Here is a 17,616-nt window from a genome sequence, read left to right on the forward strand (position 1 = left end):
TTGCCGAAACGCGTTTCGGACGGTGCGCGACCGGGTAGACGACGCACCGCTTAGGCTTGGGCCGTGAATGTGACTGTATTGGTCGGAGGTGTCGGTGGGGCGCGTTTTCTCTCAGGTTTGCGCCGACTTCTCGATATTTCCCCGGGCGTGGAGCCGAATCCGGACGCGGCACACCGCATCACCGCGATCGTCAACGTCGGCGACGACGTGTGGATGCACGGTCTGAGGATCTGTCCGGACCTCGACACCTGCATGTACACCCTCGGCGGTGGGATCGACACCGAACGCGGTTGGGGCCGCGCCGGCGAGACCTGGAACGCCAAGGAGGAACTCGCCGCCTACGGGGCGATCCCCGACTGGTTCGGTCTCGGCGACCGCGACATCGCCACCCACCTCATCCGGACACAGATGCTGCGGACCGGCTACCCGCTCTCCGCGATCACCGAAGCACTGTGCGCGCGGTGGAAGCCCGGTGTGACCCTGCTGCCGGTCTCCGACGACCGCAGCGAGACCCACGTCGTCATCACCGATCCCGAGGACGGTGAACAGCGGGCCGTGCACTTCGAGGAATGGTGGGTCCGCCACCGCGCCCAGGTGCCCACCCACAGCTTCGCGCACATCGGCGCAGAAGAAGCGAAACCGGCTCCCGGTGTGCTCGAGGCGATCGAGAACGCCGACGCCGTCGTCCTGGCCCCGTCGAACCCCGTCGTGAGCGTCGGGGCGATCCTCGCGATCCCCGGTATCCGCGGCGCGCTGCGCACCACGTCGGCGAAGGTCGTCGGCCTGTCCCCCGTCATCGACGGCAAGCCCCTGCGCGGCATGGCCGATGCGTGCCTGGACGTCATCGGAGTGGAGACCACCGCCGAGGCCGTCGGCCGGTACTACGGCGCCCGCTCGGGCACAGGCATTCTCGACGGCTGGCTCGTGCACTCGACCGACAGTGCCGAGGTGCCGGGCGTCGAGGTCCGATCCGTTCCCCTGCTCATGACCGACACCGACGCCACGGCCGACATGGCCCACGCCGCCCTCGACCTCGCCGGAGTGACCCTGTGATGCCGGACGCCGTCGCCGACCCCGCAGTGCGCGACCACGCGCCGGGCGGCCCGATCGAGATCCTGCCCGTCGCCGGGCTTCCCGAATTCCGGCCCGGCGACGACCTGGCCGAGGCCCTCGCGCAGGCCGCACCGTGGCTGGCCGACGGGGACGTCCTCGTCGTCACCAGCAAGGTGGTCTCGAAGGTCGAGGGACGGATCGTCGCCGCGCCCACCGATCCCGACGCCCGCGACGCGCTCCGACGCCGCCTCGTGAACGAGGAAGCCGTGCGCGTGCTGGCACGCAAGGGCCGCACCCTCATCACCGAGAACAAGCTCGGCATCGTGCAGGCGGCCTCCGGCATCGACGGATCGAACGTCGACAGCGCCGAACTCGCGTTGCTGCCCGAGAATCCCGACGCGAGCGCAGCGGCCCTCCGCGAGCGGCTCGGTGCGCTGCTCGGCGTCCGGGTCGCCGTGGTGGTCACCGACACCATGGGCCGCGCCTGGCGCAACGGCCAGACCGACGCCGCGATCGGCTCGTCGGGGCTTCCCGTCCTGCACGGCTACGCCGGCTCGCACGACTCGCAGGGCAACGAACTGCAGGTGACCTCCGTGGCGGTCGCCGACGAGATCGCCGCCGCAGGCGATCTGGTCAAGGGCAAGCTCGGCGGTGTGCCCGTCGCCGTGGTGCGCGGACTCGACCTGCCCGACGACGGATCCACCGCCCGCGCCCTGATCCGCAGCGGCGAGGACGACCTGTTCTGGCTCGGCACCGAGGAAGCCCTCGAACGCGGTCGGCGCGAGGCACTGCTGCTGCGCCGGTCGGTGCGGCAGTTCGCCGCCGAGCCCGTCGATCCCGAGGATCTGCGCGAAGCGGTCGCCGAGGCCCTCACCGCACCCGCACCCCATCACACCCGCCCGGTGCGGTTCGTGTGGGTGCGCACCGAGCAGGTGCGCCGCCGGCTCCTCGACCGCATGCGCGACAGGTGGGCCGAGGATCTCCACGGCGACGGACTCGACCCGGTGGCCGTCGAACGCCGGATCTCCCGCGGCGCGATCCTCTACGACGCGCCCGAGGTGATCGTCCCCTTCTGGGTGCCCGACGGCGCACACCACTATCCGGATGCCCGTCGTACCGCGGCCGAGGCCACGATGTTCACCGTCGCCGCCGGCGCCGCGGTGCAGGGTCTGCTCGTGTCCCTCGCCACCCGCGGGCTCGGCAGCTGCTGGATCGGCTCGACGATCTTCGCGCCCGAGGTGGTTCGCGAGGAACTCGGGCTTCCTGCCGAGTGGTCGCCGCTCGGGGCGGTCGCCGTCGGCTACCCGCTCACCGAACCGGAGCCGCGCGAACCCGCGGACCCGGGCGACGCCCTCGTGGAGCTGTAGTCGTGTCGGCGCGTTCCCTGCACGCCTCGGCGATCGACCGGCTCACCGCCTGGCGCACCGACTCCGAGGACGCCGAATCGCTGCGGCACACGATGCTGGCGTTCCTCGACTCGGCGCCCGACGGGTGCCTGCGCGAACACGTGCCCGGGCACATCACGGCGTCGTCGATCGTGCTCGACGCCGACCACCGCAACGTGTTGCTCACCCTGCATCCGCGGGTGGGGCGGTGGATCCAGCTCGGCGGGCACTGCGAGCCGTCGGACGAGACCGTCGTCGACGCGGCCCTGCGCGAGGCCACCGAGGAATCGGGCATCGCCGATCTGGTGATCGATCCGGAACTGCTCTCGGCGCATACGCATCCGATCACGTGCTCCCTCGGGGTGCCCACCCGTCACCTCGACCTGCGGTTCCTGGTGACCGCACCCGTGGGTGCCCGGCCGGTGCGCAGCGACGAATCCACCGATCTGCAGTGGTGGCCCGTCGACGCGCTCCCGCCGGAGGCCGAGCACGAGACGATCACGCACATGGTCCGGCTCGCCGCGGCCCGACGGGCCTGAGCCGAGGCGGCCCGACGGGCCTGGAACGACCACGCTCGTCCCAGCGGATCGCCGGGACGAGCGTGAGGTCGGAACCGGGCCGTGAGGTCAGACCCGGACCGGTCCGAGTTCGGGGTACTTCGGGGTGATGCCGTCGCCGGAGGACACCCCGCGCAGCCGCCGGCCCACCCAGGGGACGAGGAACTCGCGCATCCATGCGCGGTCCGCGGCGCGTTCCTGGGTCCGCGTGAGGACCGGTGCCTCGTCGAACTCCACCGGTCCGAGACCGTGTTCGACGCCGAGCAGATCGAGCACGCGGATCGCCATGTTGTGGTGGCCGGCCGCGGACATGTGCAGCCGGTCGAAGTCCCACATCCGCAGATCGCGGTACTCGTCGAACCGCCAGAAGTCGACGATGGTCGCCCCGTGCCGGTCGGCGATCTCCCGGACGAGCTCGTTGTACACGGCCCAGCGGCCGCGCAGCATCCCGAAGACCGGTGCCCAGCTGCCGTCGTAGGCCGTCCACATCAGGATGCGGGCGCCGGTCGCGGCGAGCTTGCCGATCGCCTCGTCGTACTCGGCCGCGAGCGCGTCGAGGTCGAGCTTCGGACGCATGAGGTTGTTGCCGCCGGCGTAGATCGTCACGAGATCGGGACGCATCGCCACGGCAGTCTCGAGCTGCTCGTCGATGATCGGTCGCAGCAACCGGCCCCGGATGGCGAGGTTCGCGTACGCGAAGTTCTCCGAGTGCCGCGCCAGCTCACCCGCGACGAGATCGGCCCAGCCGCGCAACCCGTTGGGACGCGACGGATCCGGGTCCCCGACTCCCTCGGTGAACGAATCGCCGAGGGCCACATACCGTTCGAAGCTCACTTCGTCCTCTCGACTCAGACGTCGGTGCTGAAACGGATGCCGCCGTCGGGGATCTTCACCCCGGGCCACACCCGCGCACCGCGCAACAGTTCGCATCGGGCGCCGATGTCGGCGCCGTCGCCGATCACGCCGTCGCGGATCAGGGCGCGCGGACCGACCCGCACCCCGAAACCGATGATGGTCCGCTCGATCACCGCGCCGGCCTCGACCCGCGCGCCGTCGAAGATCACCGCGCCGTCCAGGCGGGCGCCGGCGCCGATCTCCGCGCCACGGCCGACGACCGTGCCGCCGATCAGCAGTGCGCCGGGAGCCACGGAGGCACCCGGATGCACGAGCGACTCGCCGCGCTGCGGCGGAAGCGCCGGCGACGGGGCGATACCACGGACCAGATCGGCCGAGCCGCGGACGAAGTCCTCCGGGGTGCCCATGTCGCGCCAGTAGGCGGCGTCGACGTGTCCGTAGACCTTCTTGCCCTCGGTCAGCAGCGCCGGGAACACCTCGCGCTCCACCGAGACCGGGCGGCCCTCGGGGATCTGCTCGATGATCTCGCGGCGGAAGACGTAGCAGCCGGCGTTGATCTGATCGGTCGGCGGATCCTGGGTCTTCTCGAGGAAGGCGGTCACCCGGCCGTCCTCGTCGGTCGGCACACAGCCGAAGGCACGCGGATCGCTCACCCGCACCAGGTGCAGGGTCACGTCCGCCTCGGTGCGCACATGCGTGTCGAGCACGGCGCCGAGATCGGTGCCACCGAGCACGTCGCCGTTGAAGACCATGACGTTGTCGGCACGCAGTTTCGGCAGCACGTTGCGGATACCACCGCCGGTGCCGAGCGGCTCGGTCTCGGTGACGTACTCGATCTCGAGTCCGAAGTCGGACCCGTCGGCGAAGTACTCCTCGAAGACCTCGGCCTTGAACGAGGTGCCGAGCACGACGTGCTTGATGCCCGCCTCACGGATCCGCGCGAGCAGGTGGGTGAGGAAGGGCACCCCCGCGGTGGGCAGCATCGGCTTGGGTGCCGACAGCGTCAGCGGCCGTAGCCGCGTGCCCTGTCCGCCGACCAGAATCACCGCATCGGTGTGCGGTGCCGAATCACTCGTCATCGTCTCCCCTGTTCACTGTCGTGCCGACCGGAATGTTCTGGTCGGTCCTCCCGTTCCGACGCTCCCGCACGGCCGCCGCGACCGCCACTCGCGATCGCACCGCGAGCCCGGCCCGCAACGCCCATCGCAGCGGCGCCTGCCACCCGTGGGGGTGACGGTCCGCCTGGAAGCGGTAGGCACTCTCGTGATGTGCCGGGAGCATCAGTTCGGGGTGCCGTCCGGCCGCGTGGCCCTTGGCGTGTGTGACCACCGCGGACGGCACGTACACGTTGAGCCAGCCCGCTCGGCCGAGCCGGTCGCCGAGGTCCACGTCCTCCATGTACATGAAGTATCGCGAATCGAAGCCGTCGATCGAATCGAAGGCCGCTCGCCGCAGCAGCAGGCACGATCCGGACAGCCAGCCCACGGGGCGTTCGCTGATCTCCTCGTTCTCCTGGCGGTAGCGGCGCGTCCACGGATTGGCCGGCCAGACGGTGCCGAGCAGCGCGTGACCGGCACCGGAGGCGAGGGTGGGGACGGTGCGCGCCGAGGGGTAGACGCTTCCGTCGGGTTCGTGGATCAGCGGCCCGAGCGAGCCGGCGCGGGGCCAGCGACGCGCCGCGTCGAGCATCTCGTCGAGCGAACCGGGGTGCCACCGGACGTCGGGGTTCGCGACGACGACGAACTCCGCGGACGGGTCGACCTCGGCGACCGCGCGGTTGATCGCACCGCCGTAACCGATGTTCCCGCCGGTCCGGAGCAGTCGCACGTTCTCGTGTGCCGCCTCGGCGGCCTCGGGAGCACCGTCGGTCGAACCGTTGTCGGCCAGGATCACCTGCGTCGGCAGAACGGTCGCGGAGGTGAGCGAGGTGAGAAAGTTCTCGAGGTGCTCTCCGGGCGAGTAGGTCACCGTCACCACGGCCAGCGTCGATTCCACGCCGGTCACCTTAGCGACCTCGACGGTGTGCGACACCTCACGGGCCGCTTCGTCGGATGTCATCGTGCAGGCGGCACGACTCCGTCACCGGCGATCGCCTCGTGCAGTGCCTCCCGCCACGGACGGAAGGGTGTCAGGCCGGCGCCGATCCACGCGCTGTCGTCGAGCACCGAGTAGGCGGGCCGGGGCGCGGGGCGGACGAACTCGTCGCTGCTGCACGGGTGCACCCGCTCCGGATCGGCGCCGATCTCCTCGAAGACCGCTCGGGCGAGGTCGAACCACGTCGCTTCCCCGGCGTTGGTCGCGTGCAGGATCCCACCGGGGACGCCGTCGGCGCGGGAGGCGAGTTCGAGCAGGCCGTCCGCCAGGTCGCGGGCATAGGTGGGGCAACCACGCTGGTCGTCGACGACGCGCAGGGTCTCGCGTTCGCCCTCGAGTCGCCGCATGGTCGCGACGAAGTCGCTGCCGTCGCCCGTGTACACCCAGGCGGTGCGCACGACGTGCGCGGTGGGCAGCGCCTCCAGCACCGCTCTCTCACCTGCGAGTTTGGTGCGTCCGTAGGCCGTGCGCGGGCCGGTCGGCGCGTCCACCCGGTACGGCTCGCTCGCGTCGCCGGCGAAGACGTAGTCGGTGGAGACATGGACGAGACGGGCACCCTTGTCGGCGCAGACGGCGGCCAACACGCCCGGGCCCGTGCCGTTCACCACAGCAGCCCGGTCCTCGTCGGTCTCGGCCGCGTCGACGGCGGTGTACGCGGCGGCGTTGATCACCACGGATCCCGGTTCGACCGCGGCGGCCACGGCCTGCGGATCGGTGATGTCCACCTCGGACGATCCGACACCGCGGATCGGTATCCCCGCCGCGGTGCCGCGGTTCACGAGATGACGGCCGAGCTGGCCACGGGCTCCGGTGACGAGAACGCTACGCACTCGGAGAAGTCTGGCACGCCGGAGTGGTGCGCGCCGGGCGAGCGTCCCCACCAGTAGCCTTCAACCGAGAGCTACATACACAGACCCCGTACCACCCACAAGAGGAGTACCAGGTGCCGCCAGAGCCGCGTCGCCGCACCGGCCGACGTCCCGATCCGACGGGACGTCGCCCCCGCGCGGGCGATCCGACAGCTGCCGACGGCAGGTACGGGTCGGATCCCGGTCCCCGGCAGTCCCGGCGTTCCACCCGGCGCGAGCCGCCCTCGCGCAGCCCCGGAGCACCGGCGGAGGCGCGGGTGTACAGCGGCAGGCCGTGGCAGATCGCCGTCGCGATCGCGGCGTGCCTGGTGCTGGTCGTCACCGGTGTGGCGTGGCGCAGCGTCGACGCGCTGCAGTCGTCGCTGGCCTCGGTCCGCGGCCTGGCCCTCGGCGACGGCGAGGACGGCGCCGTCGACATCCTGCTGGTGGGCACGGACAGCCGCACCGACGCGCACGGCAATCCCCTCTCCCAGCGCGAGCTCGACGCGTTGCGCGCGGGTGAGGAAGTAGCGAACAACACCGACACGATCATCCTGATCCGCGTTCCGAACGACGGCCGGTCTGCCACCGCGATGTCGATCCCCCGCGACACCTACGTCGAGGTGCCCGAGATCGGGATGTCGAAGATCAACGCGGCCTACGGCGCCACGAAGGCGAACCGGCGCGCCGAGCTCGTCGAAGCGGACGCCGACGCGACCGAGGCCGAACTCGAGAAGGAATCGACCCAGGCGGGCCGGGAGGCGCTCATCGAGTCGGTCGCCGACCTGACGGGTGTGACCGTCGACCACTACGCCGAGGTCGGACTCCTCGGCTTCGTGCTGCTCACCGACGCCGTCGGCGGTGTCGAGGTGTGCCTGAACGCACCGGTCGACGAGCCGCTGTCGGGTGCCCGTTTCGATGCCGGTGAGCAGACCCTGCAGGGTTCGGACGCACTGAGCTTCGTCCGCCAGCGTCACGACCTGCCGCGCGGCGATCTCGACCGGATCGTGCGGCAGCAGGTGTTCATGGCGTCGCTGGCACAGAAAGTGCTCAGCGCCAAGACGTTGTCCAACCCGTCGAAGGTGAGTCAGCTGACCGCCGCGGTGCAGCGTTCGGTGGTGCTCGACTCCGATTGGGACATCATGGCGCTCGCGACGCAGTTGCAGGGCCTCGCCGGTGGCGACGTGACCTTCTCGACGATCCCGGTGCAGGACATCAACGCGATGACCGACTACGGCGAGTCGGTGGTGCAGGTCGATCCGGACGAGGTGCGCTCCTTCGTCGCCGAGCTGATCGGCCGCGAACCGGACGGCAGCGAGACCACCTCGACCCCGGTGCCCGCTCCCGACATCGACGCGTCGACCGTCACGGTCGACGTCGCGAACGCCGGATCCGTGTCCGGCCTGGCCTCCCAGGTCTCCACGGCTCTGTCCGAGGAGGGCTACGTCGAGGGCGAGGTGGGCAACTACACCGGTTCAGGGGTGGGCACGTCGACGGTCTTCGGTGCCGACGAGGACTCCGACGAGACCCGCGCGGTGGCCGCCGCGCTCGGTGGTCTCGCCACCGAGTCCGATCCCTCGCTCCCGGCCGGCACCGTGCGGGTCGTGCTCGCCGGCGACTACACCGGCCCCGGCTCGTCGTCGTACTCCGGTTCGTCCACCGCCGCATCCGCCTCCGACATCGGCGTGAGCCCGGCCGGTGGCACCGCCACCCCGGCTCCCGCCGCGCCGCCCATCGACGCGGGCTCCGACGGCCCGCGCTGCGTGAACTGACAGCCGAGAAGAAGGACATCGTGACCACCCTGACCGACGCACTGCTCGACCCGATCCTCGCCGAAGATCCGGCGGGTCCGCGGATCACCTGGTACGACGACGCGACCGGCGCGCGTATCGAATTGTCGGCGCTCACCCTCGCCAACTGGGCCGCCAAGACGGCCAACATGATCCGCGATCAGTTCGGCGTTCTCCCCGGCGGTCGTGTCGCGGTGCTGCTGCCCGCGCATTGGCAGAGCGCAGCGGTGCTGCTCGGTGCGTGGTGGGCCGGCGCCGAGGTCGTGCTCGAGGCCGACCCCGATGCCGATCTCGCTCTCGTCACCCCCGACCGGCTGGACGAAGTCGACACGGTTGCCGAGGTCGCGGCGTTGTCGCTCGACGCCTTCGGTGCCCCCGTGCGCGACCTGCCGCCCGGGATCACGGACTATGCGACGGACGTGCGGATGCACGGCGACCAGTTCCGATCCTCCGGTGCGGGCGACGCGGTGCTCGCCGGACGTTCACAGTCGGACGTGCTCGCTGCCGCCACGGAGTCGGCGTCGGCGGCAGATATCGGCAGCGGCGAGCGCGTGTTGTCGTCCCGATCCTGGTCGCAGCCCGACGATCTCGTCGCCGGACTGCTCGCGGTGCTCGCGGCCCGGGCGTCGCTGGTGCAGGTGAGCAATCCCGACCCGGAGGCCACCGAACGCCGCGTCGCGAGCGAGAAGATCACGGTTCGTCTGGACGGGTGATCCCGCGCTCCGCGCGGTAGCCGCCGTCGGCGAGTCCCGCCTCGATCTCGAACCTGTTGCGGGACCCCGGGTTGCGGAGTTCCTCCCACAGATAGCGCGCCGCGAAGCCGATGCCGTAGCGGGCCCACTGGTCGACATGGATCGCCTCGTGCCGCAACAGCCGGCGCGGCGGGGCCTTCCGGGTGAGGAAGACCCCGCCGACGGTGGTGCCGCCGCGCGCGAAGCCACCGCGCATACCGGTGCAGACGAACAGGCCGAACTCGTCGTCGAAGGACACCGAGCCGCCCCAGGCCCTGCCCCACACCGTCGCGAGTGCGGTGACGAACCGCGCCGACCGGACGCCGCGCGACGCGCGTATCGCCCTGGCACGCTTCCGGTCCCGTCCCGACACGGCTCGAGCCTACGCCGACTCGATCGTCCGATCCTCTGCCGACTTCGTCGGCCCGATTCTCGGCCGGTCGTCTCGAACCGCCGATTCGACGACGAACGCGCCCGAGCCGTGGAAGGACTCGGGCGCGTTCCGGTCGACCGGGAGCACCGTCGGGCGGAGGACCGACCGTTACCCCGCCATCGCCGCGACCGGCGACACCCGGCTCGCGCGCTGGGCGGGGACGAGCGAGGCGACGACGCCCGCGACACCGCCCACCAGAACAATCGCCGCGAGCTGCCACCACGGCACCGAACCGAGTGCGATGTGGCCCGGGCCGATCACCGAGGCCGTGCCGGCCGCCCCGAACAGCAGCCCGAGCACCACGCCGAGAAGCGACGCCACGCCGGCGATGATCGATGCCTCCCGCACGAGCAGACTCCGCACACCGGCCCGCGAGAGACCCACCGAGCGCAGCATCGCGGTCTCCCGTCGCCGCTCGAGCACGGACAACGCCATCGTGTTGCCCACGCCGATCAGGGCGATCACCACGGCCACGGACAGCAACCCGCCGACGATCAGCAGCATCGTGTCGAGGATCTTCTCGAACATCTGCCGCATCTGGACCGCGCCGACCACCTCGCTGCCCGGAGCCTCGGCCGCGGCGATCCGCGACAGGTCGTCGGAGACGGCGACGAGGTCCTCGTCCGACAGTCCCCGATCGAGTTTCAGCCACACGGTATCCGCCGTGACGGGACCGGCGACGGCGGTCAGGTCGCTCCACTCGATCATGTCGGGCATCCCCGGCTCGGTCGTGGCGACGGTCAGCTCGCGGGTGCCCACGGGGCCGCCGACGGTGACGACGGCTCCGTCGTCCACGCCCACCGACCTCGCCAGGGAGCGTTCGAGCACGATCGTCCCGGCCTCGGGCAGGCGCACGTCGGTCCGGACGGTCGAGGCCATCGCCGCGGGATCGACGCCGAGGACCGACGCCTCCGTGCCACCGATCGTGAGGTCGACGGTCGCGAGCTCGGCGCCGCTGCTCACCCGCTCGACCGCCGTCAGCCGCTCGGTCACCTCCGGGGCGAGCCCGGCACGTCCGGGCGCGGTTACGGCCATGTCGACGGGGAACTGCTCGTCGATCACGTCGGGCGCCCCGCCTTTGAGCGTGCCGATCCCCACGACGAGGGTCGAGGTCAACGTCACCCCGATGAACAGCGCGGTGGCCGTCGACGCGGTGCGGCGCGGATTGCGCCGCGCGTTGCCGGCAGCGAGCACCGCGAGCGGACCACCGGTACGGGCGAGCACGTCCCCCACCGCACCGACCGCGGCGGGCACGAGACGGCGGGAGGCGAGCACCACGCCGACGAACAGCAGCAGCCCCCCGGGGCACGCGACGAGCACGTTCGCCATGACCACCCCGAGAGCGAGCAGTGCCGTGCCCCCGACGATCGCCAGCGCGGCGCAGGTGCGGCGCACCCACGAGTCGCGCACCGGTTCGGGGCGGGTCTCGAGGGGCTGCAGGGCCGCGAGCGCCCGCACGCGGGTCGCCGCCCGCGCGGCACCGTTCGCGGCGACCACCGTCATGCCCGTTCCCACGATCAGACCGGCGACCACCGTCGTGATCGTCACGGAGACCGACGTGAGCGGGATCGGGGCGTCCACGGCCCGCGCCACGGCCACCACGGCCGCGGCGAGTCCGGACCCGCCGAGCACGCCGAGGACGGCCGCGACGAGACCGACGACGAACGCCTCGCCGCGGACACTGCGGCGGACCTGGGCTGACGTCACGCCGACACAGCGCATCAGGGCCAGTTCGCGGGTGCGCGCGGCGAGCAGGACGGAGAAGGTGTTGGCGATGACCAGGCCGGCCACGACCACCGAGATCGCTGCGAAACACAGCAGGACGTTGCGCAGCAGGGCGACGTCCCCGACGTAGTCGTCGGCGACCGCCGTGGCGCGATCGGCACCCGGCACGACATCGACGCCCGGCACCGGCGCGAGTGCCGCTCGCACGGCGTCGGCGTCACCGACGGCACGGACCTCCCAGTCCGTCGTGTCCCCGGACCACGACCGCACCTGCGCGACGTCGCCGAAGACCGATCCCGGACTCAGGGCGAGCGGTGATCCGTCGAGATCGACGACGCCGACGACCTCCACGGTGGTCGGGGGGACGGAACCCGTCAGGTCGGCGACGGTGATCTCGTCACCGATCGCCCGGCCGGACGACGAGCCGACGGCGACCTCACCCGGGTTCGACGGCCAGCGGCCGTCCCCGAGCTGCTGCCACCGCAGGGCCCCCTCGGGCGCAATGCTCGTTGCAGTGCCGTTCGAGGACGACCCGTCGGCGTCGATCAGCCGGACGGGCCCAGTGACGTCCAGTGCCGCCGCATCGACGTCCGGTGTCGTGGCGACCAGCGTGAGCACCTCGTCGGGTGCGGCGGTGGAGTCAGCGGGGAGAGCGACGGCCGCGACCCCCTCGTACCGGGCCGCGGTGGATTTCGAGACCGATGCGCTCACCGTGTCGCCGAGCACGAGGGTGGTGACGACGAACGCGACCGCGACGAAGACCGCCAGTGCGGACGCGACATATCGTCCCCGGTGCGCGCGGGCCTGGGCCAGGACGAGATGTCTCATCGGACCGGCACCACCGTTCGGGAGGTGCGCAGGTCGCGCATCGCATCGATCACCGAATCCGCTGTGGGTCGCGCGATCTCGCCGGCGAGCCGGCCGTCGGCGAGCAGCACCACGCGATCGGAGTAGGAGGCCGCAACCGGATCGTGCGTCACCATCACCACGGTCTGGCCGGTCTCCCGCACGCTCGACCGGAGCATGGAGAGCACCTCCGCGCCGGACTGCGAGTCGAGGTTTCCGGTGGGTTCGTCGGCGAAGATCACGTCGGGCTGCGGCAGGAGCGCCCGCGCGACGGCGACGCGTTGCTGCTGACCGCCGGACATCTCGTGGGGAAGGTGGTCGAGCCGCTCGGTCAGACCGAGCCGGCCGGTCACCTCGTCGAACCAGTCGGGCGTCGGGCGCGAGCCTGCCAGACCCATCGGCAGCAGGATGTTGTCGCGGGCGGTGAGCACGGGCAGCAGATTGAACGCCTGGAAGACGAACCCGATGCGGTCGCGGCGCAGTTCGGTGAGCACCGCATCGGGGGCGGTGCTGATCTCGACGTCGCCGCGGCGGTCGTCACCGTGGAGGATCACGCGCCCGGAATCGACACCGTCGAGACCGGCGAGAGCGTGCATGAGCGTCGACTTGCCGGATCCGGAGGGTCCCATGATCGCGGTGAAGCGTCCCCGCTCGAAGGCGACGGACACCCCGTCGAGGGCACGCACCTCGGCGTCGCCGCGCCCGTAGACGCGGACGACCCCCTGAGCCGAACATGCCGGTACGAAAGAGCTGATCGAAGTCATGCTTCGACGCTAGAAGCGATGCGGTGCACGCACATCGACCCGCGAGTCGATCTTCGTCGCCCCGGTGTCCTACCCCGGGAGGAGCGGTCGTCTCCGGGATGGCACCACGGTCCTACTCCCCCGAGCCGAGCAGATCGTCGGGATGCACGAGACCGGCGCGGAAGGCGAACAGCACCGCCTGCACGCGGTCGCGTGAGCCCGTCTTCGCCAGCACCCGGCCCACGTGGGTCTTGACGGTCGTCTCGGAGAGCACGAACCGCTCGGCGATCTCCCCGTTGGTCAGGCCGTGCGCCATCGCGACGAGCACCTCGAGTTCGCGCGGGGTCAGATCCTCGGGCACCGCGACCGGCGCCGAGCGTCGCTCCGCACCGTCGAGCAACGGCGAAACGTGGTGCAGCAGTGAGCGGGTCGCGCGCGGGGCCATCACGGCGTCGCCGCGGTGCACCGTCCGCACCGCGGCCAGCAGGTCCTCGGGCGGCGCGTCCTTGAGCAGGAAACCGCTCGCACCGGCGGCGATCGCCTGGACGACGTAGTCGTCGTTGTCGAAGGTGGTGAGTACCACGACCTTCGGCGCGTCGGCCGAGCGCAGCAACGATCGCGTCGCCGAGATCCCGTCGACCCGCGGCATCTGCACGTCCATCAGCACGACGTCGGCGCGGACCCGTTCGAGTTCGGCGACGGCGGCCTCACCGTCGGACGCCTCGACGACGACCCCGATGTCCGGCTGCGATTCGAGCACCATGCGGAAACCGGCGCGCACGAGCTGTTGGTCGTCGACGAGCCCGACACGGATGGCCGTGTCGGATCGGGTGTCGCGGGCGGGTTCGGTCACGGATGCCACCCTAGGGGGAGACCGTCGGGGCGGGCAGTTCGACACGGACCCGGTAGCCGCCACCGTCCCTCGGACCGGCCACCGCGCGACCGCCGTGCAGCCGGGCCCGCTCCTCGATACCGGTCAGCCCCTGCCCACCCGGCCGCGCCTCGACGAGCGCCGCCGCTCCCCTGCCGTCGTCGACGATCTCGACGACGAGCGTGTCGGGCCGCCAGTCGAGACGGACGTCGGTGCGGGCGCGGGGACCCGCGTGCTTGAGGACGTTGGTGAGCGATTCCTGCACGATCCGGTAGACCGACAGTCCCAGTCCCTCGGGCACCTCGCGGCTCTGCCCGTCGACCGAGAACTCGACCTCGAGCCCGCTCGTGCGCATCTGCTCGACGAGTGCCGGCACGTCGCCGACGCCGGGCGTGGTAGTGAACTCGCGCGGCGTGTCCTCGCGGAGCACCGACAGCAACCCGCGCATGTCGGTCAACGCGCGACGCCCGGTCTCGGCGATGGTGGTCAACGTCCCCACGGCCGCCTCCGGGTTCGTCGCGGCGGCGTAGCGACCACCGTCGGCCTGCGCGATGATCGCCGTGAGCGAGTGCGCGACGATGTCGTGCATCTCCCGGGCGATGCGGGTGCGCTCCTGGGTGGCGGCCAGTTCGGCCTCCTTGAGACGTTCGAGTTCGAGCAACCGGTTGCGCTCGGTGAGCGAATCCATTTCGCGCAACCGCAATCCGCGGACCCGGCCGAACGCCCACACACCGGCGAGGAAGACCGCGACGAAGGTGGCCGTCACGAACGCTTCGAGTGCGGTGCGGCCGTCGTACCCGAAATAGCGCACCCCGGCGAGTGCGCCGCCGGCGACCGCGACCGGCAGCGCGGTGTTGGCGGCCCACCGCGGAGCGTAGGCGGCGAGCGCGTACACCGCGATCGGCACCGCGATCGCCGAGATCGGGAGGACCTCCGGCAGGACGAGCAAGTGCGCGTAGGCGGCGAGCGCGACGAGCGAACCCGCCACCACCGGGCGGGTCCTGCGCCAGGCCAACGGCACCGTGAGCGCGAGGGTGACCGACAGTCCCGGCACCGATCGCGCGTCCGCCACGTACAGGGCGACCCCGAACAGGGCGAGCACCGCGGCGAACGCCCCGTCGATCACTCCGGCGTGCCCGCGGGCCCACCGGTTCCAGCGTTCGAGCAGCGGGGTCGTCTGCACGGCGCCGCTCCGTCAGCCGAGCAGCTTCTGCCGCAGCGCCTCGTCCTTCTCGAGCACCATCTGCTCGAGACCTGCCTGGAACTTCTCCATCTGCTCGCGCAGCGCCGGATCGGAGGCACCGAGGATGCGCGCGGCGAGCAGACCCGCGTTGCGGGCGCCGCCGATCGAGACGGTGGCGACCGGGACACCGGCGGGCATCTGCACGATCGACAGCAACGAATCCATACCGTCGAGGTACTTCAGCGGCACCGGGACACCGATGACGGGCAGCGGGGTCGCCGAGGCGACCATGCCGGGCAGGTGGGCGGCGCCGCCCGCGCCCGCGATGATGACCTTGATCCCGCGACCGGCGGCGTCCTTGGCGTAGTCGAGCATCCGCTGCGGCGTGCGGTGCGCCGAGACGACACCCACCTCGAAGCGGATCCCGAACTCGACCAGCGCCTCGGCAGCGGCCTGCATGGTCGGCCAGTCCGAGTCGCTGCCCATGATCAGGCCGACCTGTGCACCCTGTGCCACGTCACTCACCGCTTTCTCCCGTGTGTTCGTTCCAACCGTCGGTCCACACCGCATGCGAGAGCCAGTGCGCCGCGCGTTCCGCGCGTTCGCGCACGGCGGCGACGTACTCGGGATCGTCGATCGATCCGGACGGCGCGCCGAGCACGTTGACGTGGCCGATCTTGCGGTCCTTGCGCTCGCCCTTGCCGTAGAGGTGCACGTGCACGTCGGGCATCCGGGCGAACAGGTGGTGCAGCCGCTCGTCCATGCTCATCGCAGGCGCCTCGGGCGCGCCGAGCACGTTCGCCATCACCGTCACCGGCGCGATCGGGCTCGTGTCGCCGAGCGGGTAGTCGAGCACGGCGCGCAGGTGCTGTTCGAACTGGCCGGTGCGGGCACCGTCCATGCCCCAGTGACCGGAGTTGTGCGGACGCATCGCCAGTTCGTTGACGATCAGCTCACCGGAGCGCGTCTCGAACAGCTCGACCGCCATGACACCGACGACGCCGAGCTCTCCGGCGATGCGCAGCGCGAGCTGCTCGGCGGCGGTGGCGACGTCCTCGGGCAGGTTCGGGGCGGGGGCGATGACGACGGCGCACTGGCCGTCGCGCTGGACGGTCTCGACGACCGGCCACGACGCGCCCTGGCCGAACGGGGACCGCGCGACCATCGCCGACAGCTCACGCGTCCACTCGACCTTCTCCTCAGCGAGGAGCGGGACACCGGCGGCGAGCTGGTCGGCGACGACCCGCTCGAGTTCGGCGTGGTCGTCGAGAATCCACACGCCGCGGCCGTCGTAGCCGCCGCGTGCGGCCTTGAGCACGTACGGATCGCCGAGCGTGTCGAGCGCGGCGCGGGCATCCTCGACGGAGGTGATCTCTGCGAACTTCGGCATCGGTGCGCCGAGCTCACCGAGCCGCTTGCGCATCGCGATCTTGTCCTGGGCGTAGATCAGGGCCTGCGGGGGCGGCAGTACCGCGACGCCTTCGCGCTGCAGGACCTCGAGATGTTCGGTCGGAACACCCTCGTGGTCGAACGTGAGTGCGTGCGCGCCGGTCGCGGCGCGGCGGAGGGCGTCGAGGTCGTCGTGGCTGCCGAGCACCACGTTCGGGCTGACCTGCGCGGCGGGTTCGTCGGCGCTCCCGGCGAGGACGCGGAGCGTCTGGCCGAGCGCGATCGCCGCCTGATGGGTCATCCGCGCGAGCTGTCCACCACCGATCATCGTGACGACCGGCATGCTTGTCGTCAGGGTGCGGGGCGTGTCGGATCTGGGGGACGATTCAGGTCTGCCTGTCACGGCTGTCCATGGTGTCACAGCATGTCGTGGCGTCGTTCCGCTGCTCCCCCGCCGAGCGTCGAGGGACCTCTCACCGACCGCGCGGCGGTGTGGGAATGCCGACATGTGTGGTCGGGTTTCGGAAATTCACATCTTCGTTTCGTACACTTCTCCAAGTGACAATCGTCGATGAAGCGTTGAGCAGAGTTCCCCAGCCTTTCCGGGGGCTGTTGCTCCGGCATCGCGAATTGATCAAATTCGCCATCGTCGGTGGCACCACCTTCGTGATCGACTCGGCGATCTTCTACACGCTCAAGCTCACAGTTCTGTCCGAGAAGCCGGTGACCGCCAAGATCATCGCCGGTGTCGTCGCGGTGATCTGCTCGTACATCCTCAACCGCGAATGGTCCTTCCGTAATCGCGGCGGCCGCGAGCGCGCCCACGAGGCGTTCCTGTTCTTCTTCGTCAGCGGTATCGGGGTAGTGCTCTCGTTCATCCCGTTGTGGATCTCGAGTTACGTCTTCAACCTGCGCGTACCCGAGGTGAGCCTCGCGACGGAGAACATCGCCGACTTCGTCAGCGCGTACATCATCGGCAACCTGCTCCAGATGATCTTCCGCTTCTACTGCTTCAAGAAGTTCGTCTTCCCGGAGGAGATGGTCCCGGACGCTCCCCTCGACGAACCCACCGAACAGCTCGACCGGTCCTGAGCAGAGCATCTCGACCGGGCC

Annotated in this window: 17 protein-coding genes; 6 read left to right on the plus strand and 11 right to left on the minus strand. The window is 71.0% G+C overall.

Annotation, left to right across the window (positions count from 1 at the left end):
• Window positions 1-63 precede the first annotated feature (63 nt).
• Genes cofD through LPH33_RS16850 form a run of 3 tightly spaced genes read left to right on the plus strand, consistent with a single transcriptional unit; the run spans window position 64 to window position 2,977 of the window.
• The gene (cofD, locus tag LPH33_RS16840; protein ID WP_088897701.1) at window positions 64-1,053 is read left to right on the plus strand and encodes a 2-phospho-L-lactate transferase; all 990 of its coding nucleotides are present in this window, start codon (window positions 64-66) and stop codon (window positions 1,051-1,053) included.
• Window positions 1,053-2,420, plus strand: coding sequence for a coenzyme F420-0:L-glutamate ligase (locus LPH33_RS16845; RefSeq protein WP_016694886.1), 1,368 nt, complete (start codon window positions 1,053-1,055; stop codon window positions 2,418-2,420). The genes cofD and LPH33_RS16845 overlap by 1 nt, the downstream gene beginning before the upstream one ends.
• A 2-nt stretch (window positions 2,421-2,422) precedes the next feature.
• Window positions 2,423-2,977: an NUDIX hydrolase gene (locus LPH33_RS16850; protein ID WP_060651331.1), complete on the plus strand. Its 555-nt coding sequence runs from the start codon at window positions 2,423-2,425 to the stop codon at window positions 2,975-2,977.
• Window positions 2,978-3,064: 87 nt separating this feature from the next.
• On the opposite strand, the gene LPH33_RS16855 is transcribed toward LPH33_RS16850, so the two are convergent.
• From LPH33_RS16855 to rfbD, 4 genes are read right to left on the minus strand one after another with little or no spacing between them, the layout of a single operon-like run.
• Complete coding sequence (locus tag LPH33_RS16855; RefSeq protein ID WP_229565185.1) at window positions 3,065-3,829, minus strand: SGNH/GDSL hydrolase family protein; 765 nt, start codon at window positions 3,827-3,829, stop codon at window positions 3,065-3,067.
• A 14-nt stretch (window positions 3,830-3,843) separates the two neighbouring features.
• The gene (locus LPH33_RS16860) at window positions 3,844-4,929 is read right to left on the minus strand and encodes a sugar phosphate nucleotidyltransferase (RefSeq protein WP_059382268.1); all 1,086 of its coding nucleotides are present in this window, start codon (window positions 4,927-4,929) and stop codon (window positions 3,844-3,846) included.
• Window positions 4,919-5,845, minus strand: coding sequence for a glycosyltransferase family 2 protein (locus LPH33_RS16865; protein WP_120283531.1), 927 nt, complete (start codon window positions 5,843-5,845; stop codon window positions 4,919-4,921). Before LPH33_RS16865 ends, LPH33_RS16860 begins: the two co-directional genes overlap by 11 nt.
• Before the next feature lie 59 nt (window positions 5,846-5,904).
• Complete coding sequence (gene rfbD / locus LPH33_RS16870) at window positions 5,905-6,774, minus strand: dTDP-4-dehydrorhamnose reductase (RefSeq protein WP_229565187.1); 870 nt, start codon at window positions 6,772-6,774, stop codon at window positions 5,905-5,907.
• A gap of 296 nt (window positions 6,775-7,070) precedes the next feature.
• Between rfbD and LPH33_RS16875 the strand changes: the two genes are divergently transcribed.
• Both LPH33_RS16875 and LPH33_RS16880 read left to right on the plus strand, forming a co-directional pair.
• Window positions 7,071-8,564 carry an LCP family protein gene (locus LPH33_RS16875; protein WP_229568372.1) on the plus strand — a complete coding sequence of 498 codons (1,494 nt, stop codon included), beginning with the start codon at window positions 7,071-7,073 and terminating at the stop codon, window positions 8,562-8,564.
• Between the two features lie 20 nt (window positions 8,565-8,584).
• Window positions 8,585-9,295 (plus strand): TIGR03089 family protein, encoded by a 711-nt coding sequence (locus LPH33_RS16880; protein ID WP_229565189.1) that lies wholly within the window; start codon window positions 8,585-8,587, stop codon window positions 9,293-9,295.
• Here the strand turns inward: LPH33_RS16880 and LPH33_RS16885 are convergent.
• The 7 genes from LPH33_RS16885 to LPH33_RS16915 all read right to left on the minus strand — a co-directional run bounded on the left by LPH33_RS16885 (window position 9,273) and on the right by LPH33_RS16915 (window position 16,906).
• Window positions 9,273-9,686, minus strand: coding sequence for a hypothetical protein (locus tag LPH33_RS16885; RefSeq protein ID WP_229565191.1), 414 nt, complete (start codon window positions 9,684-9,686; stop codon window positions 9,273-9,275). The two genes, LPH33_RS16880 and LPH33_RS16885, sit on opposite strands and share 23 nt — an antisense overlap.
• A gap of 168 nt (window positions 9,687-9,854) precedes the next feature.
• On the minus strand, window positions 9,855-12,299 hold the full coding sequence (locus LPH33_RS16890) for an FtsX-like permease family protein (protein ID WP_229565193.1): 2,445 nt from the start codon (window positions 12,297-12,299) through the stop codon (window positions 9,855-9,857).
• Window positions 12,296-13,081, minus strand: coding sequence for an ABC transporter ATP-binding protein (locus LPH33_RS16895; RefSeq protein ID WP_229565195.1), 786 nt, complete (start codon window positions 13,079-13,081; stop codon window positions 12,296-12,298). Before LPH33_RS16895 ends, LPH33_RS16890 begins: the two co-directional genes overlap by 4 nt.
• 112 nt (window positions 13,082-13,193) lie before the next feature.
• Complete coding sequence (locus LPH33_RS16900; RefSeq protein WP_267499169.1) at window positions 13,194-13,922, minus strand: response regulator transcription factor; 729 nt, start codon at window positions 13,920-13,922, stop codon at window positions 13,194-13,196.
• Window position 13,923: 1 nt separating this feature from the next.
• Entirely contained in the window at window positions 13,924-15,114 is a 1,191-nt protein-coding gene (locus LPH33_RS16905) for a sensor histidine kinase (RefSeq protein ID WP_229565197.1), read from the minus strand.
• 12 nt (window positions 15,115-15,126) lie between these two features.
• The gene (purE, locus tag LPH33_RS16910) at window positions 15,127-15,639 is read right to left on the minus strand and encodes a 5-(carboxyamino)imidazole ribonucleotide mutase (RefSeq protein WP_019288515.1); all 513 of its coding nucleotides are present in this window, start codon (window positions 15,637-15,639) and stop codon (window positions 15,127-15,129) included.
• On the minus strand, window positions 15,632-16,906 hold the full coding sequence (locus LPH33_RS16915) for a 5-(carboxyamino)imidazole ribonucleotide synthase (protein ID WP_160874287.1): 1,275 nt from the start codon (window positions 16,904-16,906) through the stop codon (window positions 15,632-15,634). The genes purE and LPH33_RS16915 overlap by 8 nt, the downstream gene beginning before the upstream one ends.
• A 155-nt stretch (window positions 16,907-17,061) precedes the next feature.
• Here LPH33_RS16915 and LPH33_RS16920 point away from each other — a divergent pair, with 155 nt between their 5' ends.
• Window positions 17,062-17,595 carry a GtrA family protein gene (locus tag LPH33_RS16920; RefSeq protein WP_088897693.1) on the plus strand — a complete coding sequence of 178 codons (534 nt, stop codon included), beginning with the start codon at window positions 17,062-17,064 and terminating at the stop codon, window positions 17,593-17,595.
• The last annotated feature ends 21 nt before the right edge of the window (window positions 17,596-17,616 follow it).

Origin of the sequence: Rhodococcus sp. RDE2, from assembly GCF_020885655.1 — a bacterium.
Lineage (GTDB): Bacteria > Actinomycetota > Actinomycetes > Mycobacteriales > Mycobacteriaceae > Rhodococcus > Rhodococcus pyridinivorans.